The sequence below is a fragment of the Bacteroides gallinaceum genome (assembly GCF_030373775.1).
In the GTDB taxonomy this organism is placed as follows: Bacteria; Bacteroidota; Bacteroidia; order Bacteroidales; family Bacteroidaceae; genus Phocaeicola; species Phocaeicola excrementipullorum.
This window is the reverse complement of sequence record NZ_JAUDEN010000006.1, coordinates 93,213-109,646: the sequence shown is the minus strand read 5'-3', so window position 1 is coordinate 109,646 and position 16,434 is coordinate 93,213. Positions and strand designations below refer to the sequence as shown.

The following is a 16,434-nucleotide window of genomic DNA, read 5'->3' as shown; positions in this document are numbered from 1 at the left end:
AAGTTTATCTGATAAAATAAATGAACAAAGAGGGCATGCCGTTTCATACAGTCTTCACATGACACACCCTCTCTGCACTAAAGAATGAACAAGAAACTACTCAACGATAGTCATTTCGTCAATCAAGTTCTTGCATCCTCCCAGCTTCTCAACAATAAACAGCACATAACGGATATCTACAGCAATGCAACGCTGCAAGTTATTGTCGAAATTAATGTCGCCTGAAAGCGATTCCCAATTGCCGTCGAACGCAGCACCGATAAGCTCGCCGTTTCCGTTCATTACCGGAGAGCCCGAATTGCCGCCTGTAATATCGTTGGTCGTCAGAAAACAAGCCGGCATCTCGCCGTTAGGAAGCGCATAACGTCCGTAATTCTTTGTCGCATACAGTTCCTTCAGCTTTTCAGGAACCACGAACTCCGGATTTTTCGGATCTTCTTTTTCCATCACGCCCTTCAACGTGGTATAATATTTATAATGGATACCGTCTTTGGGATCGTACGACTTCACATTTCCATACGTAAGACGGATCGTAAAGTTTGCGTCCGGAGCCTTTGGAGTCGGAGCATACATCTCACACAGTCCGCGCACATAAGTTTTATGAAGCAGATCAATGTCACCGCTCGCCTTTCCTATTCTGCCAGCAATTTCACCATATTTATTGCCTACAGTTTCAGCGTACTGTACGGCCAAGTCTTTTTCAAGCGCTTCTACTGTAGGGTTAGCCATAAAGGCGTTGAAGTTTTTCTCGTTCGCAAAAATCGTATTGTTGTAAAGCGCATCAATATAAGCGTTGAAATCGCCCTTGAACTCATCCTTTATGGTTCCATAAAAGGCAGGAAGCGCATCAGCAGGCACACTGGCCATATACAGCGGGATCAGTATCTTAGCCACCTTGCGGTCTACCTCATGATCATAATCCTTATTGTGAATCTCCGCATAAGTTTCCTTCAACCCGTCGAGAGCCTTTTCGATATCTTTCTTCTTGTTCTTGTCCAGAGCCTTGGCCAAAGCTTCAACACTGCTGTTCACCGCAGTATATCCGGCAAATTCAATTCCGCTCCGGAATGTTTCGGAGAAATAAGTCATCTGCGTCTGCAAAGGAGCGATCCGGGCAACATAATCATTAATTTTGCTTACAACAGCCTTATAGTCCTCATTCTGCTTCTTTTCGGCAAACTCCAGGAACTTCATTTCCTGTTCGGCTTTCGCATCAAGCACCTTATTGTCAACAATCGCCTTGTTCATGCCTATCGAATTCTTCCAATAGTTGCTTGACGAAGCGAACTTGCTGGCGTACTGGATACGGATTTTATCGCTGGCAGCCATCTCTTTACGCAAAACGCCCAAACGCGCTTCTCTTACTGTAATCCGCGGTATATTCGTACCGTCCATCCGCAAACGCACTTCGCTTTCCGTCAAATAACGGCTTGTGCTTCCGGGGAATCCCATAATCATGGCATAGTCGCCTTCCTGCAGTCCCTTCAGCGAAATAGTCAGGTATTTCTTCACCTTGAGCGGCACGTTCGTTTCCTTATATTCCTCAGTCGGGTTTCCGTCTTTGTCTGCATAGATGCGGAACATGGAAAAATCGCATGTATGGCGCGGCCACATCCAGTTGTCGGTTTCGCCTCCGAACTTGCCTATCGATGAAGGAGGAGCGGCAACCATACGCACGTCGCTGTATGTCTTGATAAAGAAGAGATAATATTTGTTGCCCGCATAAAACGGCAAGGCCAGGGCAGAAATTCCCGGCTTGCCTTTCAAGTCACTTTTCTTCAATTGCTTGTCGGCAAGTTCTTTCAGGTATTTTGCTCCAAAAGATTCTGCTTCGGTCACCTTCTTTTTCTTTATGTCTTCGTTCACCAGATCGGTTACATCCACAATCCGCTCCACAAACTTGAACGTCAGTCCCGGAGTGGGCAGTTCTTCCTGATAGCTCTTTGCCCAGAATCCGTTCGTCAGATAATCGTGGTCTACCGAACTGTGCTGCTGGATTGCATCATACCCACAATGGTGGTTTGTCAGAATCAGTCCGTTAGGCGAAATAATTTCACCCGTACATCCACGTCCGAAGATGCCGACGGCATCCTTCAAAGTCACCTTATCCGCGCTGTAGATATCAGTGACATCCATTTTCATCCCCTGAGCCTTCATCCGGTCTGCCAGATTCTGTTCCTGCATAAGCTGGAGCAGCCACATGCCCTCATCGGCCTTTACCGGAGAGAATACGGCACAAATCAGTGCCATTGCCAATACTTTAATTTTTTTCATCTTTATAACAAATTGCAATTAATAATTTAAGTCTTGCATCCCACAAAGGGCTGCACAAAAATAGTAAAAAAAAGCACACAAGAACGTTTCTTAACCGCAAAAGGGTAATAAACCACTATCTATGTATAAATTTTGATAATTTATTTCTATCCGTTCCCGAAACATCTTACCTTTGCCTCAGAATTTAAACGGTTTACGCATGTATAAACTTTATTTTTTTCTGTTCTGCGCACTTATATGCGCTTCTTGCAGCAAGAAATACAAGATAGAGGGGACTTCTTCTGTATCAGTGTTAGACGGTAAGATGCTTTTCATCAAAGTGCAGTCGGGGGACAAAGTTGTGAACATAGATTCAGCCGAAGTCATTCACGGACTCTTCAAGATGAAAGGAAAAGTGGACTCTACAGTCTTGGCGTCCCTGTATATGGACGAAGACTGCATCATGCCGGTTGTCATAGAACCCGGAAACATTGACATTCAGATAGACAATGCGGGAATTGTGATCAAGGGAACTCCACTGAACAACAGCTTCAACGAGTTTATCATGAAAAAGAACTCGCTCGATGACCGCTTTTATGAAGTGAACCACGAAGAAAGCCGGATGATTATGGACGGGAAAAGCCTTGAAGAAGTTCATAACGCAATTGACGGAAAGCGCAAAGCCCTTACAGAAGAGATGAACCAACTGACCAAAGGCTTCATAAAAGACAATTATGACAATGTGTTGGGTCCCGGTTTGTTCATCATGATAGGCTACAGCCTGCCTTATCCGATGCTTACCCCGCTCATGAAAGAAATCATCGACGGCGCTCCGGAAAAGTTCACCAATGATTTCAGAGTTAAGGCCTACATCGACGCTGCGGAAGCGCATATGAAGTAGACAAAACAGATGGGAGCGCAAGCCGCCGCACAGACTTCCATTATCGCATTGAAAGAATGGCCGTTAATCAGTATTGCGCTTATTCTTTCACGTCATTGCCTTTGCAAGGGCAAACGGGTTGCATGACTATTTGAATGGAAGCAAACACGAAAAGCATTATAGACGCAGGAAGTGTCGCAACAAAAGATACTCTTCCCAGTGTTCCTTCAGGAGGGCAATCCATGCCGCGTCATACGCAACACAACAGACGCAGAAAAATGAAAAGATATTTGAGGATGTGTCGTGTGCGTCAGAAAGGACTAAAAACAGAAACCCAACAGGAGAGATACAATCAAAGTCCATAAAATCTTTCTCCTGTTGGGTTTCGCATGCTTTTCCGATTTCGGTCAAGACATATGAAAGCGACCAATTATTCCGAAAAGCCGCCTGCTATCATCTCGCGCGACTTCTCCATCAACATGTTCAGATTTTCATCTCCTTTTCCCACCGGATAAATAGGCTTGTGGATGGTCAGCTTCAGCGGATGCCAATGCAGAAGCTTGCCGGTACGGGGCAAAATATCGAACGAACCGCTGATCGTCATCGGAACAACCGGAAGCTGGAGCTGATCGGCCAGGAAAAATGCACCTTTCTTAAAAGGATTCATTTGACCGGTAAACGTGCGCCGCCCTTCCGGAAATACAACCAGCGAGGTACCGCCTTGCAAAATACGCTCCGCATACTTGATCGTTCTGTATATCTGACGCGGACTGGAACGGTCTACGAAAATGAATCCAGCCGACTGGCATGCCTTTCCCACAAGCGGAATATTGCGCAGACTCTGCTTCATCATCCATTTGAAATTTCTCCCTAAAAATCCGTAAATCAGAAAAATATCAAAAGCTCCCTGATGATTGGCGACAAATACATAAGAAGTATTATGGTCAATATGCTCGTGCCCTTCCACCTTCACGGGAAGTAAAAATACCCAACACGTCAACTGCGACCATATTTTACCGGGATAATATCCCCAGAAATGACCGTCGCCCAACCAGCATCCCAGCATCGTGGTAAGAGCCGTCAGCAACGTAAGGACCAGAAAAATGGGAAGCCCGATACAAATTTGATAAATGATGTATAAGATTCTCATAATTATTTTTATTTTGATGTTATCTTCTTAAAGTTATTACAGTGATTTCGGGCCACGATCCGAGGCGGAAAGGAAAGAGCACAAACCCTAACCCAACATTGACATAAAGTCCGCGTCCTTCCTCAAGATACATGCCGCGGTGTTCCGGATAAACAAACTGAGAGGCAGAAAAGCCAAACACGCTCACCTGCATATCATGAGTATGCCCCGACAGCATCAGTTGAATGTCTGTTTCGGGCAGTACGCTGCGCCTCCAATGCGTCGGATCATGGCTAAGAAGCACCTTGAACAAACCTTCTGTTCCTTTCAAGGCACGCGGCAGATCCGCATAATCCGGAAAAGGAGGATTTCCGCTGTTCTCTACTCCTACAAGCGCAATCGAATCATTGCCGCGGCGCAAAATGCGGTGCTCGTTCAAAAGCACATCCCATCCCATCTGCTTTTCTTCAGCTATAAGCTTCTGAAAATTGGCTTCACGCTCTGCGTCTGAATTCCAATGCACATAAGTGCCATAATCATGATTCCCGACGATAGAAAAAACTCCGTCGTCCGCTTTCAGATCAGAAAGCAACGGCATAAACTCCGGAAGTTCACTTGCACGGCTGTTCACCAAATCCCCCGTAAAGACAATCACATCCGCTTTTTGCTGATTGCAAATCTCTACGGCCCGACGAATGGCCTCTCCGTTTCCTTTCCAACTGCCCGAGTGAATGTCTGAAAGTTGCAGAATGCGGTAACCGTCAAAGGCTTCAGGCAAATCAGGAGAAACAAACTCTACTTCCTTTACCTGAAAAAACTCTTTTCCCTCAACCGCCCCGAAAAGAACATATGCAAACGTGGCAAACGCAGCAAATGAGGAAATCCATCCATGCGGAATCTGAATCCGGAACAACCGCCCTGCACCTTTCAAGAACAAACTGAGAAGAGCAAATACAGCTTTTGGAACAGACAGACACAAAGCGACGACAAGGTAAATGCCCAAACAGCCATGCAAAGCTTCGCCTGCGGCTATAAAGACTAACAGACCCGCCAGAAGGACAACGGAAGGAAGCCAGTACAGCCGCCTCATCTTATTGTTCTTCAACCTGCGTATATATGAACGGTAGATATACCAGTCAGGCAACAGCAGAAGAACCAGAAAAAGAATTAAAACTCTCAGCAATATCATCATCGTTACTCTATTTTCAATTTTGCAAATTAGCCGCCAGGTATTTCTTCATATCTTCTACAGACATACCTCTGCGAAGGGCATAGTCCTGCAACTGGTCCAGACCGATTTTTCCTACAGAAAAGTACTTTGAAGCAGGGTGAGCAAACATCAGTCCGCAAACCGAAGCGTGAGGATACATCATCCCGTTTTCAGTCAAGCGGATACCGATACGTTTCATGTCAATCAGCCGGTCGAGCAGAAAGCTCACAGAAATGTCTGGCAAGGAAGGATAGCCTACCGCCGGACGGATTCCCTGATAATCTTCCCTCAGCAACTGCTTTATCGTCAAGTTCTCATCTTTTGCGTATCCCCACACTTCCTTACGGACCAGTTCATGTGTCCTCTCGGCTGCGGCCTCAGCCAGACGTTCGGCCAATGTCTTTACAAGCAGGCATTTGAAGTCATCGTTCTGATAAAGCTCCTCCATAGTCGGATCAACCGTTGTTGCAAATCCTCCCACAGTATCACAGATGCCCGACGAAAGCGGACGGACAAAATCACTCAAACAAAGAAACGGATTGTCCGGAGCGATGCGAGTCTGCTGACGGAGCAACGGGAACACAGTTCCGTCCAGCAGCAAATTATCCCCATCCGAATTGGCATCCATCAGTTTATACACAGCATAAACACGGAATTCTTCATCAAGAGACCGTAGCATCCGCATCGCTTCTTTATGCAACTGCATAGCCTCGGAAGCCTTCTGGCGGTCATTTGTCTGGAAGGAAGCCAACCATCCTGCGCGGCAAGCATCACATCCATGGATATCCGCAATGGTTGCAAAACGCGGTTGGAATCCCCACGCATGAAAAAAATAAATCCAATTGATGTATTCAACCAACTCATGAACCCGATAAGTAACCGTTGTGATTCCTGTCTGCATACAAAATCATGTGTTAACGTTCAAAAAACAAAGCCTGGCCCCGGTGCGATTTGTCTACCCGTCCGTCAGAGTAAACCAGACTGCCATTAACTATGGTCTTTTCCACCTTTGAATGGAAAATACGTCCCTCCATCGGACTCCATCCGCATCTGCTTTCAATGCATTCCGGCGTAACCGTCCATTCACAATCCGGATTCAGCAGAACAAGGTCTGCCTGATATCCCGGACGAATATATCCGCGCCCTTTGATCTGGAACAGTTCGGCCGGCGCATGACACATCTTCTGAACCAGCTGCTCCATACTGATTACCCCTTCACGCACAAGTTCGCAAACGCTCACCAGCGAGAATTGCAAAGTAGGCATACCCGATACAGCTTTCAACGCTCCCCCCTGCTTCTCGCTCAACAAATGAGGAGCATGATCCGTGCCGATGACATCAATACGGTTTGTCCGCAAAGCAGCACGCAAGGCATCACGGTCCTGCCGCGTCTTAATGCTCGGATTGCATTTGATGCGCGTTCCCAACACCTTGTAGTCTTCATCGCAGAAAAACAGATGCGACACACACGCCTCAGCCGTGATGCGTTTTTCACGGAGCGGCTTATCTTCAAACAGCTCCAGTTCGCGGGCTGTACTCACATGAAGGATATGCAGCCGGGCTCCCGTTTCTTCAGCAAGACGGACGGCCAGTGACGACGATGCCCAACAAGCCTCTTCGCTCCGAATAAGCGGATGGCAGGAAATGTCAGGATCGCCACCGTATTTTTCCTTGAAGATTTCCGTATTCCTGCGAATGACGTTCTGGTCCTCACAATGTGTGGCAATCAGCATGCCTGCTTCCGAAAAAATCCGGCGCAATGTTTCCATACGATCCACCAGCATATTTCCCGTGCTTGCCCCCATGAAAAGCTTCACCCCGCACACACGGCTTCTGTCAAGCTGCTTCAACAAATCCGCATTGCTGTTTGTAGCTCCAAAATAAAAAGAATAGTTCACCACACATTTCTTTTCCGCATCCGCGAACTTGTTTTCCAACGCTTCAAGCGTAGTGGTCTGCGGATTGCAGTTGGGCATATCCATAAATGAAGTCACGCCTCCAGCAGCAGCGGCAGCCGTTTCCGTAGCCATATCAGCCTTATGCGTCAGTCCGGGATCACGAAAGTGCACGTGGTCATCAATTACTCCCGGAATGAGAAATGCGCCATGCGCATCTATTGCCTCATCGCACGGAACCGACGGACAAGTGTCCCCTCGAAGCACTTCCTTTATCTTCTCTCCTTCTATTACGACCGAACCGGCGAAGCGGGTTCCTTCGTTTACAATCGTTGCATGATGTATCAAAGTACGTTTCATAATTGTCCGTTTTTACTGTTTTTTCGGATATTTTTTGAACCAGCTGTCCCATTTGAGCTGAATGACACCGAATACCGCCTCACCAAAGATGCTGCTGTTCATTTTTGAAGTGCCCAACTCACGGTTAATGAAAATCACCGGCACCTCCGTAATCTGGAATCCGCATTTATATGCCGTAAACTTCATTTCTATCTGAAAGGCATACCCCTTGAAACGGATGCAGTCAAGACGGATTGTTTCAAGCACCTGTCTGCGGTAACACACAAATCCGGCCGTGGTATCGTGAATGGGCAGCCTCGTGATGAATCTCACGTATTTTGAAGCAAAATACGACATAAGTACCCGTCCCATGGGCCAATTCACGACATTCACCCCGCTGACATAACGGGAACCTATCGAAACATCCGCCCCTTCATCGTGACAGGCTTTATAAAGGCGCGGCAGGTCATTCGGATTGTGACTGAAATCGGCATCCATTTCAAACACATAGTCATAGTGATGCTGAATGGCCCACTTGAAGCCGGTAATATATGCCGTGCCCAATCCCAGCTTGCCTTTCCGTTCAATCATAAAAAGCCGCGCAGGAAACTCTGCCTGCAACCTGCGTACAATGCCGGCTGTACCGTCTGGCGAATTGTCTTCTATAACCAGAATATGAAAACACTTCTCCAGTCCGAACACTGCCCTGATAATATTTTCTATATTTTCCTTTTCATTATAGGTAGGAATAATCACAATGCTGTCACTCGTCTGCATATCTCTGCTCACAAATTATATTAGGGCAAAGATACGGAAAGTTTTGTTACAAACTATCAGATGCCATTCAAAAAAAGGAAGGCATATTCATCTAAACAGATGAACAAACAAATCCCAAAACGTTCCGGAAACGGCAAACGGAGTGAAAAGAAAAACAGACAAAGCCGTACAGCCGCCATCTTCCTCTCCGAACACCGCCGGAATTTTAATGCCGCAGACCGCATTTTGATAAAATTCTTCGTTTTATTCCAGCTAATTATGTACCTTTGCACATAAATTTCTTTGATAATTCATTTTAATTATAAAAGTGCTATGATTCTATTTTTCAGAACACCATCCCAAAGCGTGATTGCAACGGAATGCAGTCAGGAACTGAACTCTGAAGACATCAAAAAATTATGCTGGCTCTACGGTGACGCTGCCACGGAAAGCGAAGAGAACCTGAAAGGCTGGTTTGTAGGCCCTCGGCGCGAAATGATTACTCCATGGAGTACCAACGCTGTAGAGATCACGCAGAATATGGGACTCAGCGGCATACGCCGTATCGAAGAATATTTTCCTGTGAAAGATGAAAACGCAGACCATGACCCGATGCTGCAACGCATGTATCATGGGCTCGACCAGAATATATTCACCATAAACATCAAGCCCCAACCCATTGTATATATCGACAACCTCGAAGAATACAACGAAAAGGAAGGTCTGGCACTCTCGAAAGAGGAAATGGACTATCTGAAGAAGGTTGAAAAAGATTTGGGACGCAGGCTGACCGACTCGGAAGTTTTCGGGTTCGCTCAAATCAATTCCGAACATTGCCGCCATAAAATATTCGGCGGAACGTTCATTATTGACGGAAAGGAAATGGAATCATCGCTCTTCCAGATGATAAAGAAAACAACCAAGGAAAACCCGAACAAGATCATTTCCGCTTATAAGGATAATGTGGCTTTTGCAGAAGGACCCGTTGTAGAACAGTTTGCTCCGAAAGATCATTCCACTTCCGACTACTTCATCATAAAAGATATCAAAACCGTTATCTCGCTCAAAGCCGAAACACATAACTTCCCGACAACTGTAGAACCGTTCAACGGTGCTTCCACAGGTACAGGAGGAGAAATCCGCGACCGTATGGGAGGAGGCAAGGGATCATGGCCGATTGCCGGTACGGCTGTCTACATGACTTCTTATCCGCGCACCGAAGAAGACCGCGAATGGGAAAACATCCTGCCCGTGCGCAAATGGCTGTACCAAACCCCAGAACAGATTCTCATCAAAGCATCGAACGGAGCGTCTGACTTCGGAAACAAATTCGGACAGCCGCTGATCTGCGGTTCAGTACTGACATTCGAACATCAGGAAAACGGAGAAAAATATGCTTACGACAAAGTAATCATGCTGGCAGGAGGCGTAGGCTACGGCACAAAACGTGATTGCCTGAAAGGGACTCCCGAAGCCGGCGATGAAATCGTAGTACTGGGCGGCGACAACTACCGCATTGGCCTGGGAGGAGGCTCCGTATCGTCGGTTGACACAGGACGCTATTCTTCCGGTATCGAGCTGAACGCCGTACAGCGTGCAAATGCAGAAATGCAAAAACGCGCATACAACGTGGTACGCGCTTTATGTGAAGAAGACCAGAATCCGATTGTTTCGATCCACGACCACGGCTCGGCTGGACACGTAAACTGCTTGTCGGAGCTGGTGGAAGACTGCGGCGGTCTGATCCACATGGACAAACTGCCGATCGGCGACGAAACATTGTCGGCAAAGGAAATCATCGCCAACGAATCGCAGGAACGCATGGGACTGCTGATTGAAGAGAAATCCATCGAACACGTGCAGAAGATTGCCGAACGCGAACGTGCTCCGATGTACGTGGTAGGCGAAACGACAGGCGACCACCGCTTTGCCTTTGAACAAGCCGACGGCGTACGTCCGTTTGACCTGGCGGTTGACCAGATGTTCGGCTCTTCGCCGAAAACATACATGGTGGACAAAACAGTAGAACGCCATTATGAAAACGTCACTTACGAAGCATCCAAACTGGACGAATATCTGAACCGTGTCCTTCAGCTGGAAGCTGTTGCCTGCAAAGACTGGCTCACCAACAAGGTAGACCGCTCAGTCACCGGAAAAATCGCACGCCAGCAATGCCAGGGAGAGCTCCAGTTGCCGTTGAGCGACTGCGGTGTCGTGGCTCTCGACTATCGCGGAGAGAAAGGTATCGCCACAGCACTCGGACATGCTCCTCAGGCTGCTCTCGCCAACCCGGCAGCCGGTTCCGTATTGGCTGTTTCCGAAGCGCTTACCAACATCGTTTGGGCTCCGCTTGCCGACGGAATGAACAGCCTGTCGCTTTCAGCCAACTGGATGTGGCCTTGCCGTTCGCAGGAAGGCGAAGACGCACGCCTGTATACGGCAGTCAAGGCTTTGTCGGATTTCTGCTGTGCGCTTCAGATCAACGTGCCGACAGGAAAAGACTCGCTGTCAATGACCCAGAAATATCCGGACGGAGAAAAGATCATCAGCCCGGGAACTGTTATCGTATCAGCTGGAGGCGAGGTTTCCGACATCAGGAAAGTCGTTTCTCCGGTAATGGTAAACAATCCGAAAACTACATTCTATCATATCGACTTCAGTTTCGACCAGCTGCGCCTGGGAGGCTCGGCCTTTGCGCAATCCCTCAATAAGGTAGGCGATGACGTGCCGACTGTACAGAGCCCGGAATACTTCCGCGACGCTTTCATGGCGGTTCAGAAACTGGTGAATGAAGGCCTGATTCTGGCGGGACACGACATTTCAGCCGGAGGACTCATCACAACGCTGCTCGAAATGTGCTTCGCCAACATGGACGGAGGTATGGAAATCAACCTCAACAAGTTCAAGTGCGATGACATCGTGAAAATCCTCTTTGCAGAAAACCCGGGTATCGTAATTCAGGTGGCCGACAAGCACAAGCATGAAGTGAAGAAGATTCTGGAAGAGGCCGGAGTAGGATATATCAAATTAGGTGTGCCGAGCGAAGAACGTCACATCCTCGTTTCACACGAAGATGCCACTTATCAGTTCGGAATCGATTATCTGCGCGATGTATGGTACTCATCCTCCTACCTGCTCGACCGCAAGCAAAGCATGAACGGCTGCGCAAAGAAACGCTTTGAAAACTACAAGAAGCAGCCGCTTGAATTCGCTTTCGACCCGAGCTTTACCGGCAAGCTGTCGCAGTTCGGACTGAATCCCGACCGCCGCACTCCAAGCGGAATAAAGGCAGCCATCATCCGTGAAAAAGGAACAAACGGCGAGCGCGAAATGGCTTATATGCTCTATCTGGCCGGCTTTGACGTAAAGGATGTTACGATGACCGACCTCGTCAGCGGACGCGAAACGCTGGAAGACATCAACATGATTGTATTCTGCGGAGGTTTCTCCAATTCCGATGTCTTAGGATCTGCCAAGGGATGGGCAGGAAGCTTCCTGTTCAATCCGAAAGCAAAAGCTGCGCTCGACAAGTTCTATGCACGCAAAGACACCTTGTCATTGGGCGTATGCAACGGATGCCAGCTGATGATGGAACTGGGGCTGATAACTCCGGAAGACGAGAAGAAAGGCAAAATGCTGCATAATGATTCACACAAGTTCGAATCAGCATTCCTCGGTGTGACTGTTCCGATGAACCGCAGCGTAATGTTCGGTTCGTTAAGCGGCTCAAAACTGGGCATATGGGTTGCCCATGGAGAAGGCAAATTCTCACTCCCTTATCCGGAAGACCACTACAATGTCGTACTGAAATACTCTTACGACGAGTATCCGGGCAATCCGAACGGATCAGACTACAGTGTGGCAGGTATCGCCAGCCAGGACGGACGCCATCTGGCAATGATGCCTCATCTGGAACGTGCATGTTTCCCCTGGAACAATGCCTGCTATCCCGCCGGACGTATCCATGAAGACCAGATCACTCCGTGGATGGAAGCATTCGTGAACGCACGAAAATGGGTTGAAGCGCAAATAAAGAAATGAATCTCCCGTTCTCCTTTTCAGGAGAATGAATAAAGGAACAATGCTGCACGGTATCATCGAGTTTTCACAAACGCGATGGTACCGTGTTTCTTTTGACAAGCCGGAATGATGAAATGTCAAAAAAACGACGGACAAACATTGTTTTATGTAAAAAATAATGTACTTTTGCTTTCGCACAAAAAAGGAAAACACTTAAAATTCAAATAACAATGAAAGAAATTGACTGGTCGAATCTGTCATTCGGCTACATGAAGACAGATTACAACGTGCGATGCTATTATCGCGACGGGAAATGGGGAGAACTGGAACTTTGCTCAGAAGAAACGCTGAACATCCATATGGCCGCTACTTGCCTCCACTATGGACAGGAAGCATTTGAAGGTCTGAAGGCTTACCGCGGGAAAGACGGCAAAATCCGCATCTTCCGCCCGGAAGCAAATGCCGAACGCCTGCAAAGCACTTGCCGCGGGATTCTGATGCCTGAGTTTCCGACTGAAATGTTCTGCGAAGCCGTAAAGAAGGTGGTGAAAGCCAACGAACGCTTCATTCCGCCGTACGAAAGCGGCGCCTCGCTCTACATCCGTCCGCTGCTCATCGGTACAGGCGCTCAAGTCGGCGTTCATCCTGCCAAAGAATACTTGTTCGTGGTATTTGTCACTCCTGTAGGCCCGTACTTCAAAGGCGGCTTCGCAACCAACCCCTATGTCATTATCCGCCAATACGACCGTGCGGCCCCATTGGGAACCGGAACCTTCAAGGTGGGAGGAAACTATGCGGCAAGCCTCCGCGCCAACAAGATGGCTCATGATGCCGGATATGCCAGCGAATTTTACCTGGACGCAAAGGAAAAGAAATACATCGACGAATGCGGCGCCGCCAATTTCTTCGGAATCAAGAACAACACCTACATCACGCCGCTTTCAACTTCCATCCTTCCGTCAATCACCAACCGGAGTCTGATGCAGTTGGCTGAAGATATGGGTCTGAAAGTTGAACGCCGCCCGATTCCGGAAGAAGAGCTGACAACATTCGAAGAAGCCGGAGCCTGCGGAACAGCAGCCGTTATCAGCCCGATCGAACGCATCGATGATCTGGAGAACCAGAAGTCGTACGTCATCGCGAAAGACGGAAAACCGGGACCTATCAGCGAAAAACTGTACCACAAACTGCGCGCCATCCAATACGGCGACGAGCCGGATCCGTACGGATGGGTAACAGTGATTGACTGACAGGACGCTTCAAGGACACAATTGCCGGGACTATACGGAGAATGTATAGAATCCCGGCAAAACCGGTACCACATTAAAACCTTTGATTAACCTTCTTACTCAACAATAAAAGTTCCTAATTAGACAACAAGCTTTATGAGAAACAACAAGAAATGGCTTGCGGCATGGGTTGCTGGAGCATTAATATGCGGTAACTTATCCGCACAGGAAACCGACTTTGACCTTTCATCCCAACGTTCGGAAGCGCAGAACATCTTACCTGTTCCGGGTAAAAAGACAGACCATCAAGGCATTGTCATCAGTCCGACACCCCATCAGATAACGCTCGACAGAGGCAATCTTCTAGACATTACACCAGGCTTCGCATTGAAAGACAAGCAAAAGAAATTTGCCAATGACCTCCAGTTCACCAGACTTGCTTCCAACGGAGTGAAACTGACCATTGACTTCGGTGAAAAAGCAGCCCGCAAGAAAAATGTAAAAGCCATTTCCGGAGCCTATCATCTGGACATCGGCAAAAAGGGCATCTCCATCACAGGCTATGATGAACAAGGCGCTTTCTACGGCATCCAAACACTCCGCCAATTGCTGGAAAGCCCTGCCTGCAAGAACGGAAAACTGCCTTATGCCCTCATCAACGACTATCCGGACCTGCCCTGGCGAGGTGTAGTAGAAGGCTTCTACGGAACACCCTGGTCGCACAAAGTACGCTTGTCGCTGATTGATTTTTATGGGAAGTTCAAGATGAATACTTACCTGTACGGCCCGAAAGACGATCCCTACCACAGTTGTCCGAACTGGCGTCTGCCGTATCCGGAAGAAGAAGCCCGGAACATCAAGGAACTGGTGGATAACTGCCGGCGCAACCGCGTAAATTTTGTGTGGGCAATCCACCCGGGACAAGACATCAAATGGAATGAAGAAGATTATCAGAATCTGATAAACAAATTCAATTGGATGTACGACCTGGGAGTGCGCTCATTCGCGATCTTCTTTGATGACATCTCAGGAGAAGGTACGAATCCGGAGAAACAAACGGATCTTCTCAACCGCCTGGACAAGGATTTCGTAAAGGCAAAGGGAGATGTAACACCGCTGACTGTCTGCCCCACCGACTATTCCAAACTTTGGGCGAATCCGACTCCTCAAGGAAGCCTGGCCATTTATGGCAAAACCCTGGATTCTTCGACCAATGTATTTTGGACAGGAGATGCCGTATGCAGCGACCTGACGAAAGAAACAATGGAATGGCTCAATACGCGCATCAAACGCCCCGGCTATTATTGGTGGAACTTTCCCGTAACGGATTATGCCCGACACATCATCATGCAAGGCCCTGCATACGGACTGGACACATCGCTGACAAACCAAGACTTGTGCGGAATCGTAAGCAACCCGATGGAACATGGAGAAGCTTCCAAACTGGCATTATACGGCGTTGCAGACTATGCCTGGAATGTAGCAGCCTACAATCCGATGGACAGCTGGGAACGCGGTCTGGCCGAACTGATGCCGGAAGCAACGGAAGCCTACCGTACCTTTGCCATCCATTCTACCGACACGGAAATTGGATACCGGCGCGATGAGTCCTGGGAAACAAAAACTTTCCGCCTGAAAGATTACACCGATGAACAGGCCGATGCCTTATTGGCAGAGTTCAAAAAGGCTGCAGAAGCTCCTGCAGAAATAGAAAAAGGATGTGCCAACAAGCAATTGGCCAACGAACTTCGTCCATGGCTTGAAGAATTCGGCAAACTGGCTGTCCGGGGAGAACGGGCGCTGGAACTGATGAAACTTTACCGTTCGGGTGAAGACAACGCTGCTTTCTGGAACAAATATACGCAGAATCTGATGAGTGCTGATGCCCGTAAAGCATACAACGCACACAAAAGCGGAACGATGAAGCTCCAGCCTTTCTATGAATGTGCCATGAACGACATGGGAGATGGCTTCCTTGAAAAAATACTGGGACAGAAACCCATGCTGCATAAAGGAATCAGTTCTTTTGCCAATTCAGCTACTGCACTGACCAGACTTATGTTCGACAATGATTCTACCACTTACTACTCTTCCGCTTCCGGACAAAAAGCCGGCGACTGGATTGGAGTGGATTTAGGCAGTGTCAGGGATGTAAACGAGGTTTCGATCCTTCAGGGAAGGAATTCGGTAAATGATGTAGACTATTTTGACCATGCAGTGCTGGAATGTTCCGCAAACGGCAGACAATGGACAGCACTCATTCCCGATATGAAACAGCAGTATGTCATCGCATGGAAAGGAGATACCGTCAAGGCACGCTATGTACGCATCAGACGTCTTGACTCCGGACGAAGGAATTACGCTTCCGTCCGTTCGTTTGAAGTAAATCCGCCCCGTCTGGAAAATATCGGATTTTCCATCAGAGCAGCACAGCCTGAACAGGTACTCTACGCCTTCGACAAATGCCTGGACACTTCGTTCAAGAATAAAGACACATTTGCATTCGGCATCCCGGAAGGAACGAAAAGCTATACACTGCTGATGAACCAGCTCCCCGGAAAGATTACGCTCAAGCAACTGAAAGCGGACGGATCTGTGCTTGCAGAAACTTCCATCAGTACGGCTTTTGCACAAGTCAGTCTTGTTCCGGAGGCAACAATGATTCAGATAGAAGGCCAGGCCGAGTTTTTTGAAATCATTCCGAAAAGCTGATGCCCCTTCTC

9 protein-coding genes and 1 pseudogene are annotated in these 16,434 nt (G+C 47.9%); 4 read left to right on the top strand and 6 right to left on the bottom strand.

Features of this window, described 5'->3' with window-relative positions:
- Positions 1-96 precede the first annotated feature (96 nt).
- Positions 97-2,274 (bottom strand): S46 family peptidase, encoded by a 2,178-nt coding sequence (locus tag QUW60_RS05255; protein WP_289558913.1) that lies wholly within the window; start codon positions 2,272-2,274, stop codon positions 97-99.
- A 199-nt stretch (positions 2,275-2,473) separates the two neighbouring features.
- On the opposite strand from QUW60_RS05255, the gene QUW60_RS05250 reads away from it, so the two are divergent.
- Positions 2,474-3,154 carry a DUF4369 domain-containing protein gene (locus QUW60_RS05250; RefSeq protein ID WP_258339422.1) on the top strand — a complete coding sequence of 227 codons (681 nt, stop codon included), beginning with the start codon at positions 2,474-2,476 and terminating at the stop codon, positions 3,152-3,154.
- Positions 3,155-3,563: 409 nt separating this feature from the next.
- Here the strand turns inward: QUW60_RS05250 and QUW60_RS05245 are convergent, their stop codons facing one another.
- From QUW60_RS05245 to QUW60_RS05225, 5 genes are read right to left on the bottom strand one after another with little or no spacing between them, the layout of a single operon-like run.
- Positions 3,564-4,283, bottom strand: a complete 720-nt coding sequence (locus QUW60_RS05245; protein WP_258339248.1) for a lysophospholipid acyltransferase family protein — start codon at positions 4,281-4,283, stop codon at positions 3,564-3,566.
- Between the two features lie 19 nt (positions 4,284-4,302).
- Positions 4,303-5,451: a metallophosphoesterase gene (locus QUW60_RS05240; protein WP_289558969.1), complete on the bottom strand. Its 1,149-nt coding sequence runs from the start codon at positions 5,449-5,451 to the stop codon at positions 4,303-4,305.
- A gap of 16 nt (positions 5,452-5,467) precedes the next feature.
- On the bottom strand, positions 5,468-6,373 hold the full coding sequence (locus QUW60_RS05235; RefSeq protein ID WP_289558910.1) for a vitamin B12 dependent-methionine synthase activation domain-containing protein: 906 nt from the start codon (positions 6,371-6,373) through the stop codon (positions 5,468-5,470).
- A 13-nt stretch (positions 6,374-6,386) separates the two neighbouring features.
- The gene (locus QUW60_RS05230; protein WP_289558909.1) at positions 6,387-7,727 is read right to left on the bottom strand and encodes a dihydroorotase; all 1,341 of its coding nucleotides are present in this window, start codon (positions 7,725-7,727) and stop codon (positions 6,387-6,389) included.
- A gap of 12 nt (positions 7,728-7,739) precedes the next feature.
- Complete coding sequence (locus tag QUW60_RS05225; RefSeq protein ID WP_258339245.1) at positions 7,740-8,483, bottom strand: polyprenol monophosphomannose synthase; 744 nt, start codon at positions 8,481-8,483, stop codon at positions 7,740-7,742.
- A 312-nt stretch (positions 8,484-8,795) separates the two neighbouring features.
- On the opposite strand from QUW60_RS05225, the gene purL reads away from it, so the two are divergent.
- From purL to QUW60_RS05210, 3 genes and pseudogenes are all read left to right on the top strand, one after another.
- Positions 8,796-12,503, top strand: coding sequence for a phosphoribosylformylglycinamidine synthase (gene purL, locus QUW60_RS05220; protein WP_289558907.1), 3,708 nt, complete (start codon positions 8,796-8,798; stop codon positions 12,501-12,503).
- Positions 12,504-12,691: 188 nt separating this feature from the next.
- Positions 12,692-13,732: pseudogene (locus QUW60_RS05215) on the top strand (branched-chain amino acid aminotransferase); the annotation flags it as partial.
- A 135-nt stretch (positions 13,733-13,867) separates the two neighbouring features.
- Positions 13,868-16,423 carry a glycoside hydrolase family 84 protein gene (locus tag QUW60_RS05210; protein WP_289558905.1) on the top strand — a complete coding sequence of 852 codons (2,556 nt, stop codon included), beginning with the start codon at positions 13,868-13,870 and terminating at the stop codon, positions 16,421-16,423.
- Positions 16,424-16,434: the final 11 nt, after the last annotated feature.

What these genes read in the sequence shown, in the direction of transcription:
- QUW60_RS05250 (WP_258339422.1), top strand. Translation starts at nt 2,474, where the DNA reads ATGTATAAACTTTATTTTTTTCTGTTCTGCGCACTTATATGCGCTTCT.
- QUW60_RS05240 (WP_289558969.1), bottom strand. Translation starts at nt 5,451, where the DNA reads ATGATATTGCTGAGAGTTTTAATTCTTTTTCTGGTTCTTCTGCTGTTG.
- QUW60_RS05210 (WP_289558905.1), top strand. Translation starts at nt 13,868, where the DNA reads ATGAGAAACAACAAGAAATGGCTTGCGGCATGGGTTGCTGGAGCATTA.
- QUW60_RS05255 (WP_289558913.1), bottom strand. Translation starts at nt 2,274, where the DNA reads ATGAAAAAAATTAAAGTATTGGCAATGGCACTGATTTGTGCCGTATTC.
- QUW60_RS05225 (WP_258339245.1), bottom strand. Translation starts at nt 8,483, where the DNA reads ATGCAGACGAGTGACAGCATTGTGATTATTCCTACCTATAATGAAAAG.
- QUW60_RS05245 (WP_258339248.1), bottom strand. Translation starts at nt 4,283, where the DNA reads ATGAGAATCTTATACATCATTTATCAAATTTGTATCGGGCTTCCCATT.
- purL (WP_289558907.1), top strand. Translation starts at nt 8,796, where the DNA reads ATGATTCTATTTTTCAGAACACCATCCCAAAGCGTGATTGCAACGGAA.
- QUW60_RS05230 (WP_289558909.1), bottom strand. Translation starts at nt 7,727, where the DNA reads ATGAAACGTACTTTGATACATCATGCAACGATTGTAAACGAAGGAACC.
- QUW60_RS05235 (WP_289558910.1), bottom strand. Translation starts at nt 6,373, where the DNA reads ATGCAGACAGGAATCACAACGGTTACTTATCGGGTTCATGAGTTGGTT.